We start from the raw sequence: 24,090 nt of genomic DNA on the forward strand, positions 1-24,090 counted from the left end.
TACCGTCTGCCTGATTGAACATTTGTTTTCACCAGACCGGGATTATAGAGCATCCGGCTCTGTTGAATCGCTCATGAAGCGAAAGCACGCCTCAGGCATACTTCATGAAAAGTTTTTCATGCTAAACCCTCAATTCCTCTTCTCCTGGCCTTGAGGGTGCCGGGAACCGAGCACTTCGCCGCCCCGCGGATATCTTCACCGTGGGGGGATTCGGGAGGTCGCCCCCGGCGCGAGAGAGCCGGGTAAAGTCTCTCGTTCTTCTGGCGGGGCGGCCCTTCTGATCGACGTGCCTTCCCACACCATACGCGCCGGGGGCTCCGCCCCTGGAACCCCCGTGATTGCGATAGGGTGGGAAGGTGGGCGGGGAATCGTTCAGAGGGGGTTCCCATCCTCTGCCGGTCCATCACGGAGGGGCAAGGGTGTGAGCAGCCCCTCATGGTCACGCCAGAAGAGGAATTCAACAGGGCCGTTTTTTTGTAAATCGTGGCTCTCTACGGCCGCCTTCCCGTCTTTCTCAATGGATATATAAACTCGGTCTCCAACACTCTCTCAGTCGAATGTCATATCTCATTGAGGTTGCTCTTATCGTCATTCTGATCGTGCTCAACGGCATTTTTGCGATGTCTGAATTTGCCATTGTCTCGGCCAGGAAGGCTCGCCTTCATCAGCGTGCGGAAAAAGGGGATGCCGGGGCGGCAACAGCGCTTGCCCTTGCGGAGAGCCCGACGTCGTTCCTCTCGACGATCCAGATCGGTATCACCCTGGTGGGAATCCTTGCCGGCGCCTTTGGTGGCGCGACGGTTGCTGCGGGAGTCGCACCTTTCTTTCAAGAGATTCCGGCCCTGGCACCATACAGTCAGGCGCTGAGCATCACGCTGGTGGTCCTGGTCATCACCTATCTGACCTTGATCTTTGGAGAACTCGTTCCCAAACGTATCGCCCTCAACAGTGCGGAGGAGATCGCATCAATGGTCGCGCGGCCGATGCACGTTCTTTCGTTCGTCGCGACTCCGATCGTGTTCGTCCTCAGTCGTTCGACTGAGGCCGTGCTCAGGGTCATGAGGGTCAAAGATGCGGCAGAGCCGCCGGTCACCGAAGAGGAGATCAAGATCATGCTTGAGGAGGGGGCCGAGGCCGGTGTCTTTGAGCGATCTGAGTTGAGTATGGTAGAAGGTGTGTTTGCTCTTGATGATCGCCGGGTTGAGTCCTTGATGACGCCTCGTCCCCATGTCGTTGCGCTCGATCTCGATGACCCTGATAAAGAAAATCTGAGAAAGATGATCCTGAGCGGCCGCTCCAGGTTCCCGGTGTTTGAGGGAGATCAGGACAACATCGTTGGTATGGTCTCGGTAAAGAATGTCCTGGCAAGGATGGAGGAAGGCGCTTCGCCCGCGATCAGGGCCGCCATGACAGAGCCCTTCTTTGTTCCTGAGGGCCTTCAGGTCCTGAAACTGATCGAGTCGTTCAAAGAAACCGGGCTGAATATTGCGCTGGTCACTGATGAATACGGGAGTGTCCAGGGTCTTGTAACGCTCCATGATGTGCTGGAAGCAATTGTGGGAGATGTCCGTACCCTCAGAGAGCGTGCCGAGGTATCGGTGGTCGTCCGTGAGGACGGTTCGTGGCTGATTGACGGGAGCACCGACGTTGAGAATATCAAGGAGATCCTGTCTGTGGAGGTCTTTCCAGGAGAAGATGAGGGGCGGTACCATTCCCTTGCCGGGTTGATCATGTATGTCCTGGAGCGGGTACCCAGAACCGGCGACTCTATCGAGGTGGGCGATCTGCGGTACGAGGTGGTGGATATGGACGGCAACCGGGTGGACAAGGTGCTGGTCACGCGGGTTGCTGCAGACCGTACCGAAACATAGAATATGATGTCCCAGACCCCTGATCGAGAGAGGGTTGCCACCGCCTCCCCCGTAGAAGACGGGGTTGGGGGTTGGTGTATCGCCCCGGTTCGATCATCTTCCGATACTGATTCTTGAAGGGGGCGCATCAGTCTCAGAAAGATTTTCTGGCCTGTTCTTTTTGAGTGTCTGTGTCATTCATGGGGTGATCAATTTCGGATGATCAACGATATCGACGACATAGATTTCATATCGAGATCTTTGGCATGAATCTGAAAAACATAGGGAATTTAGACCCAAAATCGGATGCTGCTATGGGGATTCGAACCCCAGTCGCAGGAGTGAGAGTCCTGCATGATTGGCCGGTCTACACTATAGCAGCAGGTGAATGCACCTAAGTGCTCTACAATATTTGATACGACGGTATTTAACCATTCCTGTCTGCGCCACCGGATCTGACCGTGCCTGTAACTCTGCGATACGGGCCGCGCGAGGGAGCGCCAGCGTTCCCTATCCATGACCCTTATGTAGTCGACAGACAGAGTATTGAGGAATGAGTGGTCTTGAAGATCAGATCAAAGAGATCGAGGATGAGATCCAGCGGACGTCCTACAACAAGGCCACCTCCAAGCACATCGGTCGCCTGAAGGCGAAAGTCGCCAAGATTCGGGAGGAAGCTGTCCAGCGGGCGATGAATTCGGCCGGAGGCGGCGAAGGTTATTCTGTCAAGAAGTCAGGGGACGGGACGGTCGTCCTCGTCGGCTTCCCGTCGGTAGGGAAGTCCACCCTCCTCAACCGGCTCACCGGCAAGGACAGCGAGGTTGCGGCCTACGCCTTCACCACCCTCACCGTCGTGCCGGGTGTCCTCGAACACAAGGGTGCGAAGATCCAGGTTCTTGATATCCCCGGCCTCATCGCCGGCGCGGCGATGGGGAAAGGGCGGGGCAAGGAGGTGATCGCCGTCGTGCGGAGCGCCGACCTGATCCTGATCCTCGGGGATGTCTACAATGGCAAGCACGTCGATGTCCTGATGAAAGAACTCCACGACGCCGGCATCAGGATCAACAAGCCAAAGCCCGACATCACTATCAAGAAGGCCTCGAACGGCGGTATCAGGCTCAACTATGTCGGGGAAGAGGCGCTCGAGATCGAAGAGGTCCGTTCGATCCTCGCCGAGAACAAGGTCAACAATGCCGATGTTCTCATCCGCGGCAATGTCACGCAGGACGACTTCATCGACGCCATGATCGGCAACCGGGTCTATGTCCCGGCATTTGTCGCCATCAACAAGGTCGACCTCGTCGATGAAGAGATGAGAGCAGAGGTCAAGGAAACGGTCACCGAGCGCTTCGGTGATGAACCCTATATGATCTCGGCCCACTCAGGCTACAATATCGAGGTTCTCAAGGACGCGATCTACGAGAACCTGGGGTTCATGCGGGTCTACATGAAACCGCTCGGCGGACCTGCCGATCTGGAGGAGCCGCTGATTGTCAGGAGCGGCTCGACAATCGAGGATGTCTGCCGCCGTCTCCACCGGGACTTTGTCGACAAGTTCAGGTATGCCAAGATCTGGGGCAAATCGGTGAAGCACGACGCCCAGCGTGTTGGTCTCCAGCACGCCATCGCCGACGAGGACATCGTGACGATCGTCACGAGGTTCTGAATCTTTTTTTTTGCTCTGTTGATTCCTCTTCCGGAGTGGAATATTCAGGGCTGATTCCTCTCTCGCCCCTACGTGACGGATCGACAGAGGAAGGGATCGCTCCTACCTTCCCCCTCCAATCGCCATCCCTGTGGTCCGGGGGCAGCGCCCCCGGTGTGAGGATGGGGGGAGGCATGTGTTCGGAAGTGCCGGGGGAATGACGCGTGCGATCAGAGGGGTCACCCCTCTGAAGAATTTTCATCGCCGTCTCGCGCCGGGGGGCGGCAATTGAACAGGTCTTCCACTGATCCTCATGTCCTGAAAAGAGCGATCTAAACCATTTCAACACCCGGAGATCGAGCGACGAGTAATTTTCATCCCGTATGCTTGAGGCGTGCCCCTCGCCTCATGAGCAATTTTACAGAGCCAGAAGATCTTTGATCTTCGACAGCGCCCCGGCGCGAGTGGTGGGAAGGTGTGGGATCTGAAAGCCGGCACCACGCCTCTCCCGATCTTTTTTTACTCTCCCTCTCCCTTCACCGCCGCCTCGATCACTTCGAGCGGCGCCTCGGTCTTCACCCCGGTCCCGACATAGTGGGTTCGCGTCGCCGCATACCCAGCGTCCTGCACCCGCTGGAGCATCACGTCCATCGCCGGTGGAGAGGTCCGCAGCCGCTTGGCCACCCGGTGGTAGTCGTAGAAGGAGGAGGTCGGGAGTTCGGCCCTGAGGAGAGGGAGGAGGCGGCCGAGATAGGCGGCCGTGCCCAGACCCATCGTCGGGAGACGGGCTTCCAGGTCTTCGAGGAGGCCGGGGTCGTTGATCGCCCCGAGCCAGAGGGGGCCGACCGGACTGAGGGCCTCCCCACAGCGCGGGCAGGTCCGGCTTTCCGGGAACATCCCGGCCTGCTCGGCGCGGAAGAAACAGTGCGGGCACTGGAGAATATACCCGATCCGGCCGCGGGTTTGCTCGGCGGCGCTGACCCTGGGCACCACCCTGAGGTGGAGGCGGATGAAGTGCTCGTGGGCGAAGCAGAAGAGGGGCCTCACCCCCCGGTCGTACTTGACCATCTGGCGCGCCGCAAACCCGAGGAGCACCCGCAGCCCCACCTCGCCGTGGTACTCGGTGTTCATCGGCCGCGCCCAGTACCGGCGCATCCCGGCCTTGAGATGGGCGCCGCAGAGCGGGGCGGTGTCGGTGGCGGTGATGCAGAGGAACCGTCTGGCGCTCCGGCACCCCGAGTCGGTGAAGGGCGCCGGCGTCCCGAAGGGGTCGAGGTCCACGCAGTCGAAACGGCGACTGCTCATCAGGGCGTTGGCGTCCTGGCAGGTCACCTCGGCGTCGAGGCCCAGGTCTCTGACATTGGCCCTGATCTCGGCCGCGGCCGAGGGGTCGATGTCGTTGATGGTGGCGTGGGTCCCGGTCTCGTTCGCGATCCGCAGCCCGCGCACGCCGGTCGCCCCCATCGCATCGAGGTATTCGGAAGGACCGACCGCCGAGAGGAAGAGGACGGTGGCGTCGCGGTTCGCCTCCATCCGTGGGTTATAAAATATGGGGGCCGAACCGGGGGGGAACTGGGTGTTCTTATCCTGGACCGGTGCAAAAAATGACGTCTTCCCCTCGGTGACCCGTACTCTTTCCATTGCGGCAGAGAGGTAGCCCTCTCAAAACCTTAATACCTTCCAGGCACCAATATCTACAGACACTGAGGGCTTGTGGCCTAGCCAGGATAGGGCGTCAGCCTCCTAAGCTGAATACCAGGGGTTCGAATCCCCTCAAGCCCGCTCGATTTTATCACTGCGAATGTATTCGCAGTCTTGGATATCTTTATGGGGCCTTCGGCCTGATCTCAAGTCGTGAGATCATGCACCGAATACTCCCGGCTCTTGTCCTCGGCGCGGCCCTCCTGATCGCGGGGTGCGCCACCGTAGACGACGCATCGCCTCCTGCACCCACAGTCGAGGGTGCGGCGGCGGAGAATGATACCGACTTTGCCCATTCGTATACCCTCAAGCCCCTTGAGGTCACGCCGTCGGCACCGCAGTACGCCCTTCCCCTCGACCCCGGCACTGTCACGAACTGGGAGGAGGTCGTCGCCGCCCTCTCCCTCGGCGAGGAGGAACAGGCCCTCCTCAAGGAGCACGGCTTCGTCGTCGCCGCCTATCCCTTCGGCGACCAGGACGAGATCGTCGGGCCGTACAGGACCCTCGGCGAGCATGACGTCCCGCTCTTCCTCTCCTCCGACACTCTTCTCCACCTCTACCATGCCCAGTTCGACGACACTCTGCGCCGCGTCGAGGAACGCGAGTTCTTCGACGACCTCCGGGCCCTCGACGTCGCCCTCCTCAACGCTTCCGAGAAAGCCTATCGACAGAGTTCGGGGGAGGCGAAGGAGGCGGCCAGGCTGAACATGGGCTATTATGCCGTGGCCGCGACGCTCCTCGCGCCCGACGCCGAACAGGTCGGCGACGGCTTCGACCCTGAGGACGTCAAACGCTATCATGTCGACGTCCCGGCACCGGTCCGCGACGAGGTCGAGGCCGAACTCGCCCTCATCGACCGGCAGGCCGGGCTTACCCCCTCGCCCCTCTTCTCGTACACCGAGGACTACACCCAGTACCGCCCGCGCGGCCACTACACTCAATCGGAAAGACTCAAAAATTATTTCCAGGCGATGATGTGGCACGGGCGGATGCCCTTCCTTCTCAACGCCACCCGGCAGGTTCCCGAGGAGGAGGCGCGCATCCAGACCGCGGCCGCCGCCAGGACCGCGGCGCTCCTCGCCGACGACCCCGACCTGATGGAACACTGGGACCGGGTCTACGAGGTCACCGCCTTCTATGTCGGCTACGCAGACGACCTCGGACCGGAGGAGTATATCGCCGCGATGGAGCGCCTCTTCGGTGGGGCGAAGCAGGACCTCACTCCCGACGAAGTCGATGCCCTCAGGCAGGAACTCCGGACCCTTGACCCGCCGGCGATCTACAGCGGGACCGGTTACCAGAATGTGGGCTCCCCTGAAGAGGCGAGAAAGGCGCTCAACGCCACCATGGGCTTCAGGTTCATGGGCCAGCGTTTTGTCCCCGACTCCTACTTCTTCTCCGAACTCGTCTACCCGTACACCGGCGAGTTCACCGGGGCCGGCGAACCCTTCACGCTCGTCGGAGGTTATCGGAGCGTTCCGACCGGCCTGGACGTGATGGCCCTCCTCGGCTCGGAACAGGCCCGCACCCTCCTGGACCGTGGCGAAGACAGCGCCTATGCAAAGTATGATCCGGCCTATGGCAGACTTGAGGCCGAACTCGCCGCGCTCAACGAGAGCGCGTGGCGCCAGAACCTCTACTGGGGCTGGCTGTACTCGCTCCGCCCCCTCCTCGTCGAGTTCGGGGAGGGTTACCCGACCTTCATGCAGACCTCCGCCTGGCAGGAGAAAGAACTCACCACGTCGCTCGCCTCCTGGACCGAACTCCGCCACGACACCATCCTCTATGCCAAGCAGAGTTATACGTTCGGCAAAGGGCCTGCCACCTCGCCCGAGAAACCCGAGATCCCTGGCTATGTCGAACCGGTACCCGAGGCCTACCACCGCCTCGGGGCCCTCAACGCCATGACCGCCGACGGGCTCTTCGACCTCGACGTCCTTGACCCCGCCGCGCAGCGGCGGCTCAGAGATCTCGGCGACGTCATCGATCGGTTCACCGACCTCTCGGTGAAAGAACTCGAAGGCGTTCCCCTCACCGCCGACGACCACGCCTTCATCAGGGACGCCGCCGAGACTCTCGACGACCTTGTGATCAACCTCGAGGCACGGACGACTCTGGTTGCCGACGTGCATTCTGATCCGTACGAAAAAATCGTCCTGGAGGAGGGCGTGGGTCCTGTCGACCTCATCGTCGTCGCCTGCCCCGAACCCGACGGTGCGGTTACCCTCTGCGCCGGCCCGGTCCTCTCGTACTATGAGTTCACGCACCCGCTCGACGACCGCCTCACCGACGAGGCCTGGCGGGAGATGCTCAGGGAAGCACCCCCGACCAGGCCCTGGTGGACCGGCGAGTACGCGGTGGTGGCGTGAGGTGCGCCGCATCCTCGTGGGTGCTGTGGTCCTCATCCTCTTTTTCTTTGTCTTCCTCCCTTCAACCAGACCGTTGCCCTGAATCTCTCCATCGAGTGGGTGGACGGGATCGGCTCGACGGTCTCCCTCCTGTTCTCTCCTGGGCCTCAATGCCTCAGTCACGTCCTCGACGCTCAGGGCCGCGCCAGGCGAGCAAGTGGAGGTGGTCGTAGAGACGAGGGCCTGTGACCTGGCCAGGATAGGGCGTCACCCTCCTGAGCTGAATACCGGGGATTCGAATCCCCTCAAGCCCGCTCGGTTTTATCACTGCGAAATTATTCGCAGTCTTGGATATCTTTATTGCGCCGTCGGCCCGATCTCCTGTCGTGAGATCATGCACCGAATACTCCCAGCCCTTATCCTTGGTGCGGCCCTCCTCGTCGCAGGGTGCGCTACCGTAGACGACGCATCGCCTCCTGCACCCACGCCTCCGCTCAAGGGTGCGGCAGTGACGGATGATCCCGGCTTTGCCGGGTATTATCCGTCCGAGCCCCTGGAGGTCACGCCGTCGGCACCGCAGTACGCCCTCCCCCTCGACCCTGCGACCGTCACGAACTGGGACGAGGTCGTCGCCGCCCTCTCCCTTGGCCCTGAAGAGCAGGCCCTCATCAGGGAGCACGGTTTCGTCGTCGCCGCGTACCCCATGGGGCCCGAAGACGACATGGTCAGGCCGTACAAAGTCCTCGGCGACCGGAACGTCCCGCTCTTCCTCTCCTCTGACACCCTCTACCACCTCTATCATGCCCAGTTCGACGACACCCTCAGCCGGGTCGAGGAGTCCGAGTTCTTCGACGATCTCCGGGCCCTCGACACCGCTCTCCTCAACGCCTCCGAGGAAGCCTATCGGCAGGCTTCGGGCGAGGCGAAGGAGGCGGCCAGACTGAACATGGGCTACTATGCCGTGGCCCTCGCCCTCCTCGACCCTTCAGACGTCGACGTCCCGGCCGAGGTCCGCGCCGGGGTCGAGGCCGAACTCGACCTCATCGAGGGGCAGGCCGGGCTTGCGTCCTCGCCTCTCTTCTCGTACTCCGAGGACTACTCGCAATACCGCCCACGCGGCCACTACACCAGATCGGAAAAACTCAACAATTATTTCCTGGCGATGATGTGGCACGGACGGATGCCCTTCCTCCTCAACGCCACCAGGCAGGTCAGTGAGGAGGAGGCACGCGTCCAGACCGCGGCCGCCGCAAGAACCGCAGCGGTCCTTGCCGACGACCCCGACCTGATGGCGCGCTGGGACCGGATCTACGAGGTCACCGCCTTCTATGTCGGCTACTCCGACGACGCCGGACCGAGAGAATATATCGCCGCGATGGAACGGCTCTTCGGCGGGGCAAAGCAGGATCTCGGCCCCGAAGAGGTCGAGGCCCTCAGGCAGGAACTCCAGGGCCGGAACCCGCCGTCGATCTACAGCGGGACCGGCTACCAGGTTGTCTATTCGCCTGAAGAGGCGAGAGCGATGCTCAACGCCACCCAGGGATTCAGGTTCATGGGCCAGCGTTTGGTCCCTGACTCTCACGTCTTTTCCGAAATGGTCTACCCGTACGTCGGCGAGTTCACCGGGACCGGCGAACCCTTCACCATGATCGACGGCGGCCGGAATGTCCCGACCGGCCTGGACCTGATGGCCCTCCTCGGTTCAGAGCAGGCCCGCACCCTTCTGGCCGAGGGCGGGGACAGTGCCTATGCAGACTATGACGCGGTCTACTCCGGGTTCGAGGCCGATCTCGCCGCGCTCAACGAGAGCGCGTGGCGCCAGAACCTCTACTGGGGCTGGCTGAACTCGCTCCGCCCGCTCCTCGGCGAGTTCGGGGAGGGTTACCCGACCTTCATGCAGACGCCGGCCTGGCAGGAGAAGGAACTCACCACCGCGCTCGCCTCATGGACCGAACTCCGCCGCGACACCATCCTCTATGTCAAACAGAGTTATACCGGCGGCGGCAGCGTGTCGGTCCCGCCTGAGAAACCCGAAATCCCGGGCTACGTCGAACCGGTCCCCGAGGCCTACCACCGCCTCGGAGCCCTCAATGCCATGACCGAAGAAGGACTCTCAGACTTCGGCGTCCTGGACGCCGCCGCAGAGCGGCGGCTCGGCACCCTCGGCGAGGTGATCGACCGGTTCACCGCGCTCTCGGTGAAAGAACTCGAAGGCGTCCCCCTCACCGCCGACGACCACGCCTTCATCAGGGACGCCGCCGAGACCCTCGACGACCTGGTCTCAGACCTCGAGGCCCGGACGACCCTGGTCGCCGACGTGCACTCAGACCCGTACCACGACCTCGTCCTGGAAGAGGGCGTGGGGTACGTCGACCTCATCGTCGTCGCCTGCCCGACCGCCGACGGTGCGGCCACCCTCTGCGCCGGCCCGGTCTTCTCGTACTACGAGTTCACGCACCCGCTCGACGACCGCCTCACTGACAAGGCATGGGTGGAGATGCTCAGGGACGACCCGCCGCCCAGGCCCTGGTGGACCGGCGAGTACGCGGTGGCGGCGCACCCCGTCACCGTCAGATAAGTGGGATTGAAATATCTCTCCCGCTCACCTCTTTCTCAGCATGCACGGCTATCTTGCGATCACCCGCCCGGTCAACTCGGTCATCGCCGGCCTCGCCGGGGTGCTCGGCTACCTCATCGCCACCGGCACGGTCAGGCCCGAGGCCGCGCTCCTCATCGGGATCGTCGCCCTCGTCACCGCCGCAGGCAACACCATCAACGACTACTGCGACGCCGAGATCGACGCCGTCAACCGGCCCGACCGTCCCATCCCCTCGGGCGCGGTCTCCGGGCGCGGGGCGCTCATCTATGCCGCCCTTCTCTTTACCGGCGGCGTCGCTCTTGCTCTCGTCACCAACCCCCTCTGCCTGGGGATCGCCGTCTTCAACTCGGTGCTCCTGGTGCTGTACGCGGTGCGCCTCAAGGGCACCCCCTTCCTCGGCAACCTCGCCGTCGCCTACCTCTCGTCGTCCATCTTTCTCTTCGGCGGGGCGCTTGCCGGGGCTGAAGGTCTTCTTGCGACCCTCCCGGTGGCCGGGGTCACCCTCCTCGCCATGCTCGCCCGCGAGGTGCTCAAGGACGCCGAGGATGTCGAGGGCGACCGGGCCGGCGGGGCCAGGACGCTCCCGATGCTCATCGGGGTGCCCCGTTCGGTCACCCTTGCCCTCGGCTTCGCCCTTGCGGCCGTCGTCCTCTCGATGCTCCCGGTCTTTCGCTGGTGGGGCCTCCCGTACCTCCTCGCCATCGGCACCCTCAATATCGCTGTCCTCTTCAGGTCGGCAGGGGTGCGCGGGTGCGACACGCCGGCCTGTGTCCGGACCTCCGGGGTCACCTCGACCCTGAAGAAGGGGATGTTCCTCTCGTTGCTGGTCTTCACCGCAGCCGCCATACTCTGCTGAGGTGAAGATTTCGGGATTATGACTTTTCCTCTGTCACATGGGATATCGGACGAATAATCGGAGTCATGATGAAGAAAAGGGTTTTATACTGTCGATTGATTTCCTCATCAAAAATATAAACAAACCGAAACCTTTTCTATCCGTCCCCCGCATGATCGTGTTGAGAGCATGAAGGTCTATCAGCGCGGGGACACCTATATCGCACCAAAGGGCTCTTTTTTTGATGGGAATGTCCACATCCCGGGAAACTTTATCGTCCCGCCTGAAACCCATATCTGGGGCCGGCTCGATGTCGACGGCTGTCTCGAACTCGGGCCGCTCTCGACCGTCGGGGAGGACGTCACCTGCGGCTCAGGAGTTATCGGCCGGGGCGTGCGGATCAAGGGGAAACTCTCCTCGGCAGGCGATGTCACCGTCTCCGACCAGGCCGTGATCAATGGGGTCACCGCGCAGGGGGACATCATCCTCAGGCCAGGGGTGCGGGTCGGCGAGGTGAGGAGCGAGGCCACCATCTATGTCTGCGGCAAGATCGTCTCGACCAAACTTACCGGGAAGAACGTGAAGGTGTCGGGGAACTAGGGGCGAGTCAAGAACAAAATATCGCCAACGCGATGCAATTGAACGAGATCTCTCTCTCTCATCGCGTGAAAAGGACGTAGGGGACGACACCACCCTCTTCATGTTCCTCTCTCTGTCTTCCTGTTCCTATCGCAATCCCGGGGGTCCGGAATGAAGATGGGAAGGTGGCATAAAAGATCCTGAAGAGAGGGGGGTCATTCTCGCCCCTGCCTCCCGTACCCCTGCTCTCAGTTGTTTCCTGGAGCACTCGTCGGGGCAAGCCCGATCTCTGCGATCTCGACAAGGTCGCTCCAGTCAAGAATGGTCTCGACGCACCCGTCCTTGAGGGTGATCACGCCCATCCCGATGAGGCCGATCTTGTCGCAGAGTTCGAGCCCTTCTTTGATCTCCATCAGGCACCCGACCCCGATGATCGCCTCGGGGCGGTGCTGCTTCACCATCCTCTTGATAAAGGTCGAGCCCGGGACGATGAAGACCCGGTAACCCATCTCTTCAAACGTGTCGATCTCAGAGCCGATTGCACACCGCTTGCACCGGCGGCAGACCAGCCCCTCCGGGGTGAGGGAGGCGGGGCAGTCCCCTGCCCTGAGGCACTGAGGCAGGAAGATTGCCCTTTTTTCCACCGGCGTATCCCCAAACATCTTCATGTTCATGGTGTTGTGGAGCCTGATGAAGAAGGTGACCAGATCCTTGTCGTCGAAACCAAAGAACTTGCAGATCCCCTTGATCATCCCCTCAAGGAGGACCATCCCACTTTTCATCAGCCGTGGGAAGTAAAAATGCCCGCTCCTGACAGAAATAGTGGCAATGCTCATGACGACGACTGCACCGACAAACATTCCGATGAAGATCAGGACCGTGATCTCGCCGATGAGGGTCACCAGCGGGGTCCAGAGCGGGCTTGAGAAGAACATGCTTGCCATACAGTAAGGGAAGATAATTTAAATATTCCGGGGTTCGGGCATCAGGTCGAAGGGAGGCCTGAAGACGCCCTCCTCGGTGACGATCCCGCTCACCAGGTCGAGGGGCGTGGCGTCGAAGGCGTAGGTGGTGCACCGCACGCCCTCCCGCACGATCCGCCTGCCATTGAAGACGGCGATCTCATCCTCGTCGCGCTCCTCGATCACCACCTCGGCCTCGCTCCTCACGGTATCGAAGGTCGAGAGGGGGGCGGCCACATAGAAGGGGATTCCGTGGTGCCGGGCACAGACCGCGTGCATGTACGTGCCGATCTTGTTGAAGACGGCGTCGCGGGTGATCCGGTCGGCCCCGACGACCACACAGTCGATCTCTCCTCTGCGCATCAGGAACGCAGCGGTCGAGTCGGTGATCACCCGCACCGGGATCCCGTCCTCCGCGAGTTCGAAGGCGGTGAGGCGCGCACCCTGCAGGAGCGGTCTGGTCTCGCAGGCCGTGACCGAGACCTCCTTGCCGGCCTCGACCGCCGAACGGACGACACCGAGCGCCGTCCCCCAGGTCGAGCAGGCGAGGGCCCCGGCATTGCAGTGGGTGAGCACCCTCGCGCCGTCGGGGATGAGCGCCGCCCCGTGTCTCCCGATCGCCCGACAGGTCGCCTCGTCCTCGGCGGCGATCCGGTCTGCCTCCGCGACCGCCGCCTCCTTCGCGCTCTCGACGGTTTCGGCCGTTCCGGCGGCGGCGAGCACCCGGTCGATCCCCCAGCCCAGGTTCACTGCGGTCGGCCGCGTCCCTCTGAGGTACCCGGCGGCGTCGACGAGCCCGGCAAGAAAACCCTCCATATCCCCGGCCTCGCTCTGCATCGCGGCCAGGGCGACTCCGTATGCCCCGGCGATCCCGAGGGCCGGCGCCCCCCTGACCTCGAGCCGCCTGATCGCCGTGGCAAGCCGTTCGGGGTCGGTGCACCGCACTGTCTCCAGGCGTCCGGGGAGGAGGGTCTGGTCGATGAAGACGATGACCTCGCCCTCGCGGGCGATGGTCCGCGGGATCAAAGGTCCACCTTCAGCGCGTCCTGATAGGCCCGCATCGCCGCGGCCCCGGCCATCGCCACCGAGTCGGGGATATCTTTCGGGGCGACGGCAGTCCCGGCCACATAGATGCCCGGCCTGAGGGTCGAGACGGTGTCGGTCTTTTCGTCTTTGATCTGCACGAACCCGGTCGTCTCCAGGGTGATCCCGAGCCGCCCCGCGAGGGCCTCGGCACCGGTCGGGGGCTGCATCCCGACCGAGAGGACGACGAGTTCGGGGTGGAGGAACTCGACCTCCGCGGTCTCGGTGTTCTCGACCATCAGTTCAAGCCCGCCGTCCTTTGCGGCGATCTCGCCGGGCATACCGCGGAGGAACCGAACGCCCATCGCCTGGGCCCGTTCGAAATATTCCTCGTAGCCCTTCCCATAGGCCCTGATGTCCATGTACAGCACGGTCACCTCGGTCTCGGGATGGTGCTCCTTGATCAGGATGGCGTTCTTGACCGCCGCCATGCAGCAGACGCAGGAGCAGTACGGGCGGTCGATCTGCATGTCCCGCGACCCCACGCACTGGAGGAAGGCGATGCTTTTCGGCACCGCACCGTTCGAGAGCCGGCGCAGTTCGCCGCCCGTCGGGCCGCTCGCGTTGATCATCCGCTCGAACTCGAGGTTGGTCACGACGTCGGGGAGTTTGAGGTAGCGGAGGTTGGCCTTGCGCGAGGGGTCGAAGGTAGTGTACCCGGTGGTGACCACCACGGCGGCGGCCCTTACCTCGATCTCTTCTTCGTGATCTTCGTCGTCCCTGAGCACAGCGTCCTTACCGCAGGCCTCGTAGCAGAGCCCGCAGTCGATGCAGTGTTCGGCGTCCCTGACCGTGATGTTCGGGACGGCCTGCGGCATCGGTTTGTATACCGCCTTGCGCACCCCGATCCCGGCGTCGAAGTGGTTGTAGACCTCGACCGGGCAGACCTCGGTGCAGTCACCGCAGCCGTTGCACTCTTTCTCGTCGATGTAGCGGGGGTGGCGAAGGAGGCGGACGGTGAAGGCCCCGACCTCGCCCTCGACCCCGACGACCTCGGTGCAGGTGTGGAGGGTGACGAGCGGGTGGCGCTCGACGTCGACCATCTTGGGCGAGAGGATGCACATGGAGCAGTCGTTGGTCGGGAAGGTCTTGTCGAGCATGGCCATGTGCCCGCCGATCGTCGGTTCGCGCTCGACGAGGTGGACGGTCACCCCGTGGTTGGCGAGGTCGAGCGCCGCCTGGATGCCGGTGATCCCGCCGCCGACGACGACCACCTCAGCCATGCCGGTACCCCGCGGCCAGTTCGACGTAGATGCGTGCGTTCTCCCTGATGTGCTCGCGCTGCTCGGGACCGACCTCCTTGACGACCTTGCCGGGCACACCGAGGACCACCGATCCCGGCGGGACGACCTTGCCTTCGGTGACCACCGCGCCGGCGCCGATGATCGAGCCTTCACCGACGACCGCTCCGTTCATCACGATCGCGCCCATCCCGACGAGCACCTCGTCTGAGATGGAGCATCCGTGGACAATGGCGCCGTGTCCGATCGAGACCCGTTCGCCGATGATGGTCGGGTGACCGGTGCTGCCGTGGACGACGGCGTTGTCCTGAACGTTGGAGTCGGCGCCGATGACGATCCTGTCCCGGTCGCCCCTGACCACGGCGCCGAACCAGACCGCCGCTCTATCGCCGAGGGTGACGTCGCCGAGGACGGTGGCGTTCTCCGCGATGAAGACCTCGTCGCCGATGCGCAGATTGTGGTTCATAATTATAGTATGGGTTCCCCATGACTATCAATGAAGATTATGGTCGGGGGAACCTTCTCTCCCCTTCATGCCGGGCACAGGAAACTGATCTCGCGCTCGTTCGAACTCGCCGGCCCTGAGGGTCTGGTCGTCGTCGGGCTCTCGTCCGACAATTTTGCGGGCAGGAAGAGCCACCCGGTCATGACCTACGAGGCGCGGAAGGCGGCGCTTGAACGGTATATCGAGAGTCTCGGCACCGGGACGACGTGGGAGGTGGAGGCGCTCAACGACCGGTACGGCTCGGCGCTGGAGGTCGACTTCGATATTCTGGTCGTCTCTGAGGAGACGTTGCCGGTGGGTCTTGAGATCAACAAACTCCGCCGGGCCAAGGGGAAGAGGATGGTGGAGATCCACCAGATCGCCTGTGTCCTCGCGGAGGACGGGAAGTGGATCTCCTCGACCAGGATCATCAGGGGCGAGATCGACGATGCGGGACGGATGATGCGGTGAGGGTGGATTATTTTATTCAGTCAGGAAAATGCGCCGATGCCTTCGGAACCCTGCCTATCCGGAAAATAGGTGAATCTGTTCGCCCTCGTCATACAGATTCGTCCTCGACGCACCAGTCCATCAGTTGAGCCGCGCGTAATTCTTCTGCCCCCGTATAATCGACGCCGTAAATGTCCTGGTAAAAGGACAGCACCCATTCGTTCAGGTCTATGTCTTCAAATCTGTCGGGATATGTCGACTTTGCAATGACCATCATGTTGATCGGATATTCCAGACGTTCTGCGGAGTTTCTGGGTGCATAGGGGAGGGACGTGACGTGGTGATCTTTCACGGCGTCGAGTTCCCGGAGATTTCTGTAATAGGGTGCGTAATACAGTTCGTCGGGCGGATGATACCCGCTGGCCGTACCGAGAATGATGACGTCCGGGTTCATGGCAAGGACCTGTTCGGTGTTTATGACCTGGAACGTACCCACATCAGATCTGTACGCGTTTTTTGCATTGACAACATTTTCGACGATGTACGATTCGGTCGTCTTCAGTCCCCAGGCTATTCCCGCGGCAGTCTCGGTCCTGTGCATGGAAGAGAGTCCGAAGAGCAGCACACCGAGTTTTTGATCGTCAGATATATTTTGCGTCCTTTCTCTGATCCGGTCCTCCCGTGACTCCAGTTTTGCTATGATTTCTTCTGCCTTCTTTTCTTCTCCGAAGACGTTGCCGATGATCCGGATTTCGTCTGATATTTCGGTGGGGTCGGCATTTTTAGCGCATTCGGGAGTATACAGAACAACAACCGGAATGCCGAGCGATTCGATCATTCTGATGCTTTTCTGTGCGTTCTCGTCCTCTCCGGAGAGAAATGACGAACTTCCGAGGCGTATGATGACCACGTCCGGTTTGAGGGAGGCGAGCGTCTCAAGATTCATTGCCGAACCGTAATCCATGAACAGGGGAAGGTCTTTGAGATGCGGTGAGAGAGCAAGCGCGACATTCTTTCCTCCCTCGATTGACAGGTTTCTTCCATTGTCAAGGGAATAGCTGTAGTTAGAGACAAATTGGGAACCCTTCGACCCGAGGCCGACGATCGTGTCGTCGACACCGAAGATATACATCACTTCCTCGACGAGGCCGTCCGATACGGTCGCCACTCTCTCGATTTTCGCGGGTATCGTGACTTCGATGCCGCGGCTGTCCGTCACCGTTCTGACCTGCTCGTTTGCGATTGCGTTATCCGGGGTTGTTTCCTGCGTTTGCATGCACCCGCAAAAGGCAACCGCCGAGACCAGGATGCAGAAGACGATTGCTGTCTGAATTTTCATGTTCTCGCCTCCGGCACACAAAATGAGATCATGTAGTTGTACCCGAGATCTGCCAGACCGATCCTTTCAAAGCCGTAGTGCGATATGATCGGTTCAAGTTCTTCCGCCGATATGCGCATCCTGAACGGCGGGCCGAAATGCATCTCCTCTTTTTTGCATTCGATGACGACCAGGCGCCCGTGTCTCTTCAGGACGCGTCGAATGTCTGAAAAGAGCGTCTCAGCCACCTGATCGAGGTCGAGGGCGTGGAGGACCGTGACGAGGAAACAGACATCAATGGTGTCGTCGTCGAAGGGCAACCGCTCTGAGAGATCGGCGACCGTTGCCGTGATATTTTTCAACCCGGCTAAATCCGCTTTTTTCATCAGGGCGTCGGCCAGATCTTCCCGTATGTCCACGGCAATGACCGACCCCTGGTCACCGACCTCTCGTGCGGCATACAGGGAATATTCGCCTGCTCCGCAACCGAGGTCGAGGAAGACGTCTCCTTTCTTGAGGTTCACTTCCTGAAATATCCGGTCCGGGTCGTGCATCCAGAAACTGCTCGGACTTCTCTTTCCGTGGCCGCCCTCGCCGTGACGGCACACGGGCCTCTCTGTGTCCTCCATGGTGGTGTGTCTCCTCCTTCTGTCTTCATGCTTTTTCGACGATGCCTCTGCCTTCAACTTCCCGATATTTCCTGCTGCACATGAAACACATCCCTGTATCTCTGTCGATCTTTGTGGCCATCACGATCTCCCCGCACTGCGGGCAGACGGCGCTCGCCGCTATCGGGGCGTAGTCGGGAATGTCGGGAACAACGGTTTCAGCGACGAATATTTTTTCAAAGGGGAGTTTCATCAGTGCAAAAGCGGCTTCCTGTCCTTTTTCTCTGAAACTTTTCTCTTCTTCCGGTGTTCCCGCCCGGTTCATGATGACTTTTTCCATCAACGGGTAGAACTCGGGGACGGCGTCTCCGACATATTTCTTGAACTCGGGCCTGGCTCGTATGCGGACTCCTTCTTCTTTTCCGCGGACGGCAAACGTGACCGCAAGTTTTCCGAGGTCGCGGTAGATGAGGGAGTTGTTTCCCAGCGTGCACCCCGAAACCGCCTGGACGCCGTCGGCGAAGCAGGCATTGATCTCGACGATTGCAAGGAGGTTCTCCATAACGCCGTCTGAGTTCATGCAGTCCGGGCCGAGAAGGTGCAGGCCGTACATCGAGGCCATCACGCCGAGGGCGCTGCCCGGACAATAATGCCCGTGAATTTCCGCCGTTTTTACCAGACAGGTCGCGATATCTTTCTTTCGAAGCGCCTCTCCGAACTCTGCCCGCGGGTTTATTCTCAATTTTTCGATCCTCGCGCTCTCGAGCACACCTGAACAGAACAGGTCTCCGGCATTTTCATTGACATTCTCTTTCATTTCATCACTCTCTTTGTATTCGTTCATGATCGCATCCATCCATTCGGGAACAAAAGTGTCGTTCTGCGGGAATTGTTCACCCACATAGGGTTTGAGGTCCAGGACCGGGCTTCTGTCGATTGCGTCCAGACCAGAGACGGTCAATGTGGTGCCGTCCCTTCCCAGCAGCCGGACCACCGTCATCAGCAGAGGGTTTGGGCGGGCCGGGCTGCAGGTGGAAAAGATGCCCTTTAACGGGTAATCGGTACGGCCGACAGGGTGAACTTTTTTCAGGGACCGACCGGTGTCTGAAACCTCGTGACCCCAGTAGAGAACCACGATGTGGGAGAAGTCTTCGATGCCCTCGAGGAGATCGGCCATCTCCTCCTGTATGACGATCTTCGAACGCGCGTCCGATGCTTCATGAAATTTTTTCAGTGCGGTGCCCGGTTCATCGTTCAGTTTCAGGCCGTCGCCGTCCGCGACGAGTTGCGGTGCTGCCAGATCGTTCCTGATGATCCCGATGGGTTTCAGCGTGATAGCCTCCGCTAGTGTCGTGTCTGTTTGTTCCATTTTTTTGTCTCCTGGTCTAAAGGGTCTTTATTTCTTCAAAACTCCTTTTTAGAATCTCTTTTGCCTGGTCTATCTTCTCTTCGGGAAGTTTTTCTACATAGAACCTGATGTCCATCATGAGATGGATCAACGAAATATTCTCTTCTCCGAAAATTTCGAGGTGCATTTTTTTAAAAAAATTCACTCTCTCTTCAGACCCTTCTCTTTCGTTTTTGAAGTTCGAGATCGTTTTTTCTCCTGCATCTGTCAGTTCGTATGTTGTCTTTGAGCGCTTTCCGACTTCTTTTACTCTGATGAGTCCCTCCGATTCAAGAGATTTTAACAGGGGGTACACGGTTCCTTTGTTCGGAACCCACGTCCCCTCGGTCTGTTCGGCGATCTCCTTGAGGAGGTCGTACCCGGATTTCGGCTCTTTCTCCAGGGAGTGGAGGATCAGGACGGTGAGCAGTCCTCTCTCTTTTCCTTTTTCGGGGGTGAATTTCCAGATGCTGTGCATAATTCTCTCGTGTTTTGAGATCGGTGCGGTGACATTTGAAGGTTTTTATGCCAACGGTTTGGTAACAACCTATTGTCACAACATTGTTATAAGAGTTGCGTATTGTGTGATCACAACACAGCGATATGTCACATCGTCCGATCCGGTACCCTGCTCTCTCAAAAATCGGAGAGGAGCGGAAGACCGGCGCTCTTCCCCTGGTGTGCGAATACCTACAGATAATACAGGAACGATTCTATCTTTGTTTTCGTATTCTCATTTTCGTTCCCGTCGAATGTCAGGTTGAGAATCGGTTTTGACCTGTTGCGTTCATCTCCCTGGTGCAGGGTATTGAGTGCGATTCCCGTATTTTCATAGATCGACGCCACCGTTATGATGCCGTCGATTACTGCCCCGGCACACCGGGTTTTTGCTCCCCGGTATCTCCCGAAGGCGCCGGCATAATAGCCCAGGGTGCTGTCGGCCGTTGCGGCAAGACTCTTCACGTGCTTTTCGAAGGGACTGTACTCTGAGAGACACCCGGATATCTGTGAGATGGCGTCTTCAAACACCTCCAGTTTCTGGTGCAGCATCGTTTTGTTTTTCTTTCCGTTTTGAACGATGAAATCGTTCCACAGGAGCCACATGGATTCGCTCAGGGGAGCGTAGACCACCCGATGGTGGTTCTCTTCGATGTTTTTGAACGTTGCATTGTTTAAATAGTCGTTGAAGAGGATCATGGGTTCGCCGATTGCGAGAATGGTCTTTTTGTAGTTCTTTGCACGGTGTTCGGCACACATGTTCCCTGCCAGCTCTTTCAGGAATTCGAGGTGGAGACGACCGTCCTGAGACGCTTCGAGGACCATGTCGAGATAATCGTCTCTCCGCTCCGGGGGTGCATTGCGGACGATGTCTCCTGCGATCAGGACGAGAAAGATGGTGTCGAGATCGGTCGCGTCTTTCAACAGCGCGTCCTCGACAAATGGAGCAACGACGGCGATATCTTTCAGTTCCTTTGCATCCAGAATCGTTCTCAGGATGCGGTTGTACTGGCCGTCGACTTCTGCTCCCTCGGACTGCGGGATGAGTATTGCAGACGGTTTTTCATGATCCGTGCGAGTATCGAAGAAATTCACGACGTCTCCGATCAGAGCGATCAGAGAAAAATATTCGTTCGTTAAGGCGTATTTCCGCCCGGCGTTTATGCTGCCGAAGTCGGGTGCCGGCAGCGTTTGTGCATGTATCCCGGCGTTTTTCAAAGATGCACAGTAGATGTGCGAGTACGGGTAGATGTTCGGCACATAGATCGTCGCCCCGTCCTCCAGTTCCGCACGATCGGGCGTGATATTCGCTCTCCGGTGAGCCACCTTTCCGGGATATGTTTCCAGGGCATCTGCCGTTCCGGCGGGAATGGTATTCAGGCTGTTGATAAAAGCTTCGAGTCGCGTGATCACGCCGACATCTGAAGAATGTTCGTCGACCTCGATGTTCAGATAGGGTTTCCCATCCATAATTTCCCTGAAATAATGGGAAAAAACCGTGTCCGGACCGCACCCGTGATGGGTCAGGAATATTGCGTAGAGGTTCGGATGTGCTTTGACGATCTGCGCCGCTTCGAGGATGTGCTGACCGAAGGGCCAGTACATATTCGGGTGTTCTTTCGAGATGTCGCCTCCGGGCAGGTTGTAAAATGCCAGGACTTTATAGCCTTTTTCTGCAAGTCTGTCGGGAATTCCAAGGTTCAGTGCCGGGTCGGACACCCCGTACGTCTTTGAGATGATGACAAACGCTTTTTCGTCGGGCCTGAGATTTTTCACCAGTTCTCTGCTGGTTTCTTCGATCCTGGTCTCGAAATCGAGGAATGCTTTCATTCCTTTCTGGAGGGCCATGAGCGTTTCTTCGGGATCTTTTCCAAGTTTCCGCCCGAGATCCATGAAACTTTTTTTCATGAATTCTTCTCCGAGACTGAACCCGAATGTCGGCGAGAGGAGTTTGATACCTTTTTTGTCAAGTTCCATCGCCTTGTTGACCATCTTGAAGGCGATCTGCATATAGGGACAGCCATAGTCCTGCCTCGAATGGGAACCCGGGTGGGGTACGGTGAAGAGATCAGGGAAGAAAATATAGTCCACCTTTTTTTGTACCAGTTCGGCGACGTGGCCGTTGATCAATTTTACCGGATAGCATGTTTCATCCAGCGAGTACTCCTGGCCCAGCCTGACGGTTTCTTCATTGGTGGGATCCGACAGAATGACATTGAACCCAAGGTCCCTGAAAAAGGTGCTGAACATGGGGTACATGCCATAGGTGAAGAGTGCCCGCGGGATGCCGATGATCGGCTTGTCTTCATCATATGAACCATCGTATCCTTCGAAGATCAGTTCATTGACTCTGTTGTCAAATCTTGATTCGGTCTTTGGTGTTTCACTTTTCAGGGTAATCCTGGGAGCATCGCGAATATCAAATCCTTTGAATTTTGTTTGGGCTGTGTTCATCTCGTCTTTTGTCAGAATTGCCGCACCGTAGGCACCGGTGACACTAAAAAACGGGGGGACAATAATTTCTTTGCCGGTGAGCGCTCTGAAAGCATTGACAACTCCCTGGTTGTATGCGATGCCCCCCTGGAGGAATATTTTCTCTCCTATTTTATTCTGCCCGACAACTCTATTCAAATAATTTTTCGCGATGGAGTAACAGAGTCCGGCGGCAATGTCGTCGATTTTCGTGCCGCTGGATAAATGTGTGGCAATACTTGTTTCGATAAAAACGGTACATCTCTCGCCAAGATGAACGGGGTGGCGACTGTTGATCGCGATGGTGCCGAAATTGTTAATGGGTATATCAAATTTTTTTGATTGCTCTTCGATAAATGAACCCGTGCCCGCAGCACAGATTTTGTTCATCTGGAAATCGGTCACCATGCCGTCATGAAGGCTGATGTATTTGGAGTCCTGTCCGCCGATTTCGAATACCGTATCAACATCTCTGTCGATGGTGGTCGCTGCTTTCGCCTGTGCGGTAATTTCGTCTTTGATCACGTCGGCCCCGATCAGTCTCCCGATCATATGCCTGCCCGATCCGGTGATCCCCACGCCCAGAATATTTATTTTGTCCCCAATTTCATTTTTTAATTCATTGAATCCTTTTTTTACTGATTGAAATGGATCTCCGAGTGTTTTGAGATATCGGTAGGACAGAATCTCGTTGTACGGGTTCATGAGCACAAGATTGGTGCTGGTCGATCCGACGTCTATGCCCAGGTAGCAGTCGCTTTTTTCGCTTTTTTCACCGAATGGTTTGCAAAGATGTTTTCTTTTGCTGTCTCCATCGCCGAAGGCGTTGAGTGCCGGCAGTTCATCTTCCCCGGTATCGATGATGGATCTGTCATCCGCACTATCCAGGATATCCAGGATGTCTTTATAGCGGAGCCGGAGATGATCGTTTTTTGCAACTCTCGCTGCACCCACGGCTGCGGTATTCCCACATTTTTCGCAGACAACCAGTTCATGTTCTCTTAAATTGAGGACATCTTTAACCGCGCCAACAATGGCGTCGTTATAGGCTACTCCTCCTGTCAGCATGATGGGTTTTTCAAGGGGGAATTTTTTAATGACCGTTCCGCGATAATTCCTTATGAGGGCATACGCAAGTCCCAGAAGAATATCTTCTATCGGGACTCCTTCTTGCTGGTGATGAATGATGTCGGTTTTTGCAAAAACGCTGCATCTTCCGGCAATCCTTGGGATAAATATTGCATTTGCGGCATATGATGAATAGTCTTCAATATCAAGATTGAGTCTTGATGTTTGTTCTTCCAGAAAAGATCCTGTTCCTGCCGAACAGCTGGAATTCATTGAAATTTGAATGGTTGATCTGTTGTCCTTGTTCAGTCCTGTGATGTATTTTGCACTCTCTCCACCGATTTCGATGATAGATTTTATGGTGTCCTGTATGGTGAGGCATCCCTCTACCAGTGCCAGGACGTCGTTTATGTGCTGAATAGTCCAATTTCTGGTTGTGAATTTGCTTTCACTCCCGGTCACCGCTCCGGTCGTTATATTGTCGAGATTATATTTTCGTGGGATTTTTTTCAGGATTTTTTTCAGGGTTTCTTTGATTTTTCCTTTGTGCAGGATGTAATCGGTGTAAACGATTGCGTTTGAGTCATTGAGCAGTGCGATTTTCACTGATGAGTAGCCGATATCAATTCCTAAACTATATACCGGATTGAATTCGGTGATCTCACACAGGTGGTGGCTGTCTTCATCTTTTATTACGATTTCCGACATTTTTTCGAGCATTTTACATCTCCTCTCTGCGTTTGACGTATAGGGGATCGTCAATAGTTAATTCTCAAACTGTATATTTTCAAACAGTTCACAATCAAACTGTGAAGGATAGGTCCATTGTTAGGGGCATAAATAGATTTGCCGAACAAAATTTGATTTTCTGGCGTTTCTGGAACTTTTCCGATCGATGGAGGGTTTTCGTCTCCCTAGATTCAAGGCGCAATTGGCCCATCTTTCTTTTGTCGAGAATACTC

Annotated in this window: 17 protein-coding genes and 2 tRNA genes; 8 read left to right on the forward strand and 11 right to left on the reverse strand. The window is 58.2% G+C overall.

The features are described 5' to 3' along the window. Positions 1-557 precede the first annotated feature (557 nt). Positions 558-1,871 (forward strand): hemolysin family protein, encoded by a 1,314-nt coding sequence (locus RJ40_RS10080; protein WP_265580725.1) that lies wholly within the window; start codon positions 558-560, stop codon positions 1,869-1,871. A gap of 286 nt (positions 1,872-2,157) precedes the next feature. Here RJ40_RS10080 and RJ40_RS10085 read toward each other — a convergent pair. Beyond that, a tRNA-Glu gene (locus tag RJ40_RS10085) sits at positions 2,158-2,232 on the reverse strand. Positions 2,233-2,403: 171 nt separating this feature from the next. On the opposite strand from RJ40_RS10085, the gene RJ40_RS10090 reads away from it, so the two are divergent. Then, positions 2,404-3,516, forward strand: a complete 1,113-nt coding sequence (locus tag RJ40_RS10090) for an OBG GTPase family GTP-binding protein (RefSeq protein WP_265580726.1) — start codon at positions 2,404-2,406, stop codon at positions 3,514-3,516. A gap of 498 nt (positions 3,517-4,014) precedes the next feature. Here the strand turns inward: RJ40_RS10090 and RJ40_RS10095 are convergent, their stop codons facing one another. Further along, complete coding sequence (locus tag RJ40_RS10095; RefSeq protein WP_265580727.1) at positions 4,015-5,136, reverse strand: tRNA (guanine(10)-N(2))-dimethyltransferase; 1,122 nt, start codon at positions 5,134-5,136, stop codon at positions 4,015-4,017. A 66-nt stretch (positions 5,137-5,202) separates the two neighbouring features. Between RJ40_RS10095 and RJ40_RS10100 the strand changes: the two genes are divergently transcribed. The 5 genes from RJ40_RS10100 to RJ40_RS10120 all read left to right on the forward strand — a co-directional run bounded on the left by RJ40_RS10100 (position 5,203) and on the right by RJ40_RS10120 (position 11,578). Beyond that, positions 5,203-5,277: transfer RNA gene (locus RJ40_RS10100), tRNA-Arg, on the forward strand. An 80-nt stretch (positions 5,278-5,357) separates the two neighbouring features. Then, positions 5,358-7,565, forward strand: a complete 2,208-nt coding sequence (locus RJ40_RS10105) for a DUF3160 domain-containing protein (protein ID WP_265580729.1) — start codon at positions 5,358-5,360, stop codon at positions 7,563-7,565. A gap of 373 nt (positions 7,566-7,938) precedes the next feature. Further along, entirely contained in the window at positions 7,939-10,122 is a 2,184-nt protein-coding gene (locus RJ40_RS10110; protein WP_265580730.1) for a DUF3160 domain-containing protein, read from the forward strand. A gap of 40 nt (positions 10,123-10,162) precedes the next feature. Continuing rightward, on the forward strand, positions 10,163-10,999 hold the full coding sequence (locus tag RJ40_RS10115; RefSeq protein ID WP_265580731.1) for a geranylgeranylglycerol-phosphate geranylgeranyltransferase: 837 nt from the start codon (positions 10,163-10,165) through the stop codon (positions 10,997-10,999). Positions 11,000-11,167: 168 nt separating this feature from the next. Continuing rightward, the gene (locus tag RJ40_RS10120; protein WP_265580732.1) at positions 11,168-11,578 is read left to right on the forward strand and encodes a bactofilin family protein; all 411 of its coding nucleotides are present in this window, start codon (positions 11,168-11,170) and stop codon (positions 11,576-11,578) included. Positions 11,579-11,805: 227 nt separating this feature from the next. On the opposite strand, the gene RJ40_RS10125 is transcribed toward RJ40_RS10120, so the two are convergent. From RJ40_RS10125 to RJ40_RS10140, 4 genes are read right to left on the reverse strand one after another with little or no spacing between them, the layout of a single operon-like run. Then, the gene (locus RJ40_RS10125; protein WP_322743875.1) at positions 11,806-12,501 is read right to left on the reverse strand and encodes a DUF116 domain-containing protein; all 696 of its coding nucleotides are present in this window, start codon (positions 12,499-12,501) and stop codon (positions 11,806-11,808) included. Positions 12,502-12,519: 18 nt separating this feature from the next. Further along, on the reverse strand, positions 12,520-13,545 hold the full coding sequence (mtnA, locus tag RJ40_RS10130; protein ID WP_265580733.1) for an S-methyl-5-thioribose-1-phosphate isomerase: 1,026 nt from the start codon (positions 13,543-13,545) through the stop codon (positions 12,520-12,522). Then, the gene (locus RJ40_RS10135) at positions 13,542-14,825 is read right to left on the reverse strand and encodes a CoB--CoM heterodisulfide reductase iron-sulfur subunit A family protein (protein WP_265580734.1); all 1,284 of its coding nucleotides are present in this window, start codon (positions 14,823-14,825) and stop codon (positions 13,542-13,544) included. Before RJ40_RS10135 ends, mtnA begins: the two co-directional genes overlap by 4 nt. Next, positions 14,818-15,309: a gamma carbonic anhydrase family protein gene (locus RJ40_RS10140; RefSeq protein ID WP_265580735.1), complete on the reverse strand. Its 492-nt coding sequence runs from the start codon at positions 15,307-15,309 to the stop codon at positions 14,818-14,820. The genes RJ40_RS10135 and RJ40_RS10140 overlap by 8 nt, the downstream gene beginning before the upstream one ends. 30 nt (positions 15,310-15,339) lie before the next feature. On the opposite strand from RJ40_RS10140, the gene RJ40_RS10145 reads away from it, so the two are divergent. After that, positions 15,340-15,798 carry a phosphopantetheine adenylyltransferase gene (locus RJ40_RS10145; RefSeq protein ID WP_265580736.1) on the forward strand — a complete coding sequence of 153 codons (459 nt, stop codon included), beginning with the start codon at positions 15,340-15,342 and terminating at the stop codon, positions 15,796-15,798. Between the two features lie 88 nt (positions 15,799-15,886). Here RJ40_RS10145 and RJ40_RS10150 read toward each other — a convergent pair whose 3' ends face one another. The 5 genes from RJ40_RS10150 to RJ40_RS10170 all read right to left on the reverse strand — a co-directional run bounded on the left by RJ40_RS10150 (position 15,887) and on the right by RJ40_RS10170 (position 23,848). Next, a complete protein-coding gene (locus RJ40_RS10150) occupies positions 15,887-17,116 on the reverse strand; it encodes an iron ABC transporter substrate-binding protein (protein ID WP_265580737.1) in 1,230 nt (409 codons plus the stop codon). Beyond that, positions 17,113-17,724: a class I SAM-dependent methyltransferase gene (locus tag RJ40_RS10155; protein ID WP_265580738.1), complete on the reverse strand. Its 612-nt coding sequence runs from the start codon at positions 17,722-17,724 to the stop codon at positions 17,113-17,115. The genes RJ40_RS10150 and RJ40_RS10155 overlap by 4 nt, the downstream gene beginning before the upstream one ends. 25 nt (positions 17,725-17,749) lie before the next feature. After that, the gene (locus tag RJ40_RS10160; protein WP_265580739.1) at positions 17,750-19,072 is read right to left on the reverse strand and encodes a TrmO family methyltransferase domain-containing protein; all 1,323 of its coding nucleotides are present in this window, start codon (positions 19,070-19,072) and stop codon (positions 17,750-17,752) included. A gap of 16 nt (positions 19,073-19,088) precedes the next feature. Then, on the reverse strand, positions 19,089-19,568 hold the full coding sequence (locus RJ40_RS10165; protein WP_265580740.1) for a PadR family transcriptional regulator: 480 nt from the start codon (positions 19,566-19,568) through the stop codon (positions 19,089-19,091). Positions 19,569-19,780: 212 nt separating this feature from the next. Next, on the reverse strand, positions 19,781-23,848 hold the full coding sequence (locus tag RJ40_RS10170; RefSeq protein ID WP_265580741.1) for an acyl-CoA dehydratase activase: 4,068 nt from the start codon (positions 23,846-23,848) through the stop codon (positions 19,781-19,783). Between the last annotated feature and the right edge of the window lie 242 nt (positions 23,849-24,090).

Origin of the sequence: Methanofollis aquaemaris, assembly GCF_017357525.1 — an archaeon.
GTDB lineage: Archaea > Halobacteriota > Methanomicrobia > Methanomicrobiales > Methanofollaceae > Methanofollis > Methanofollis aquaemaris.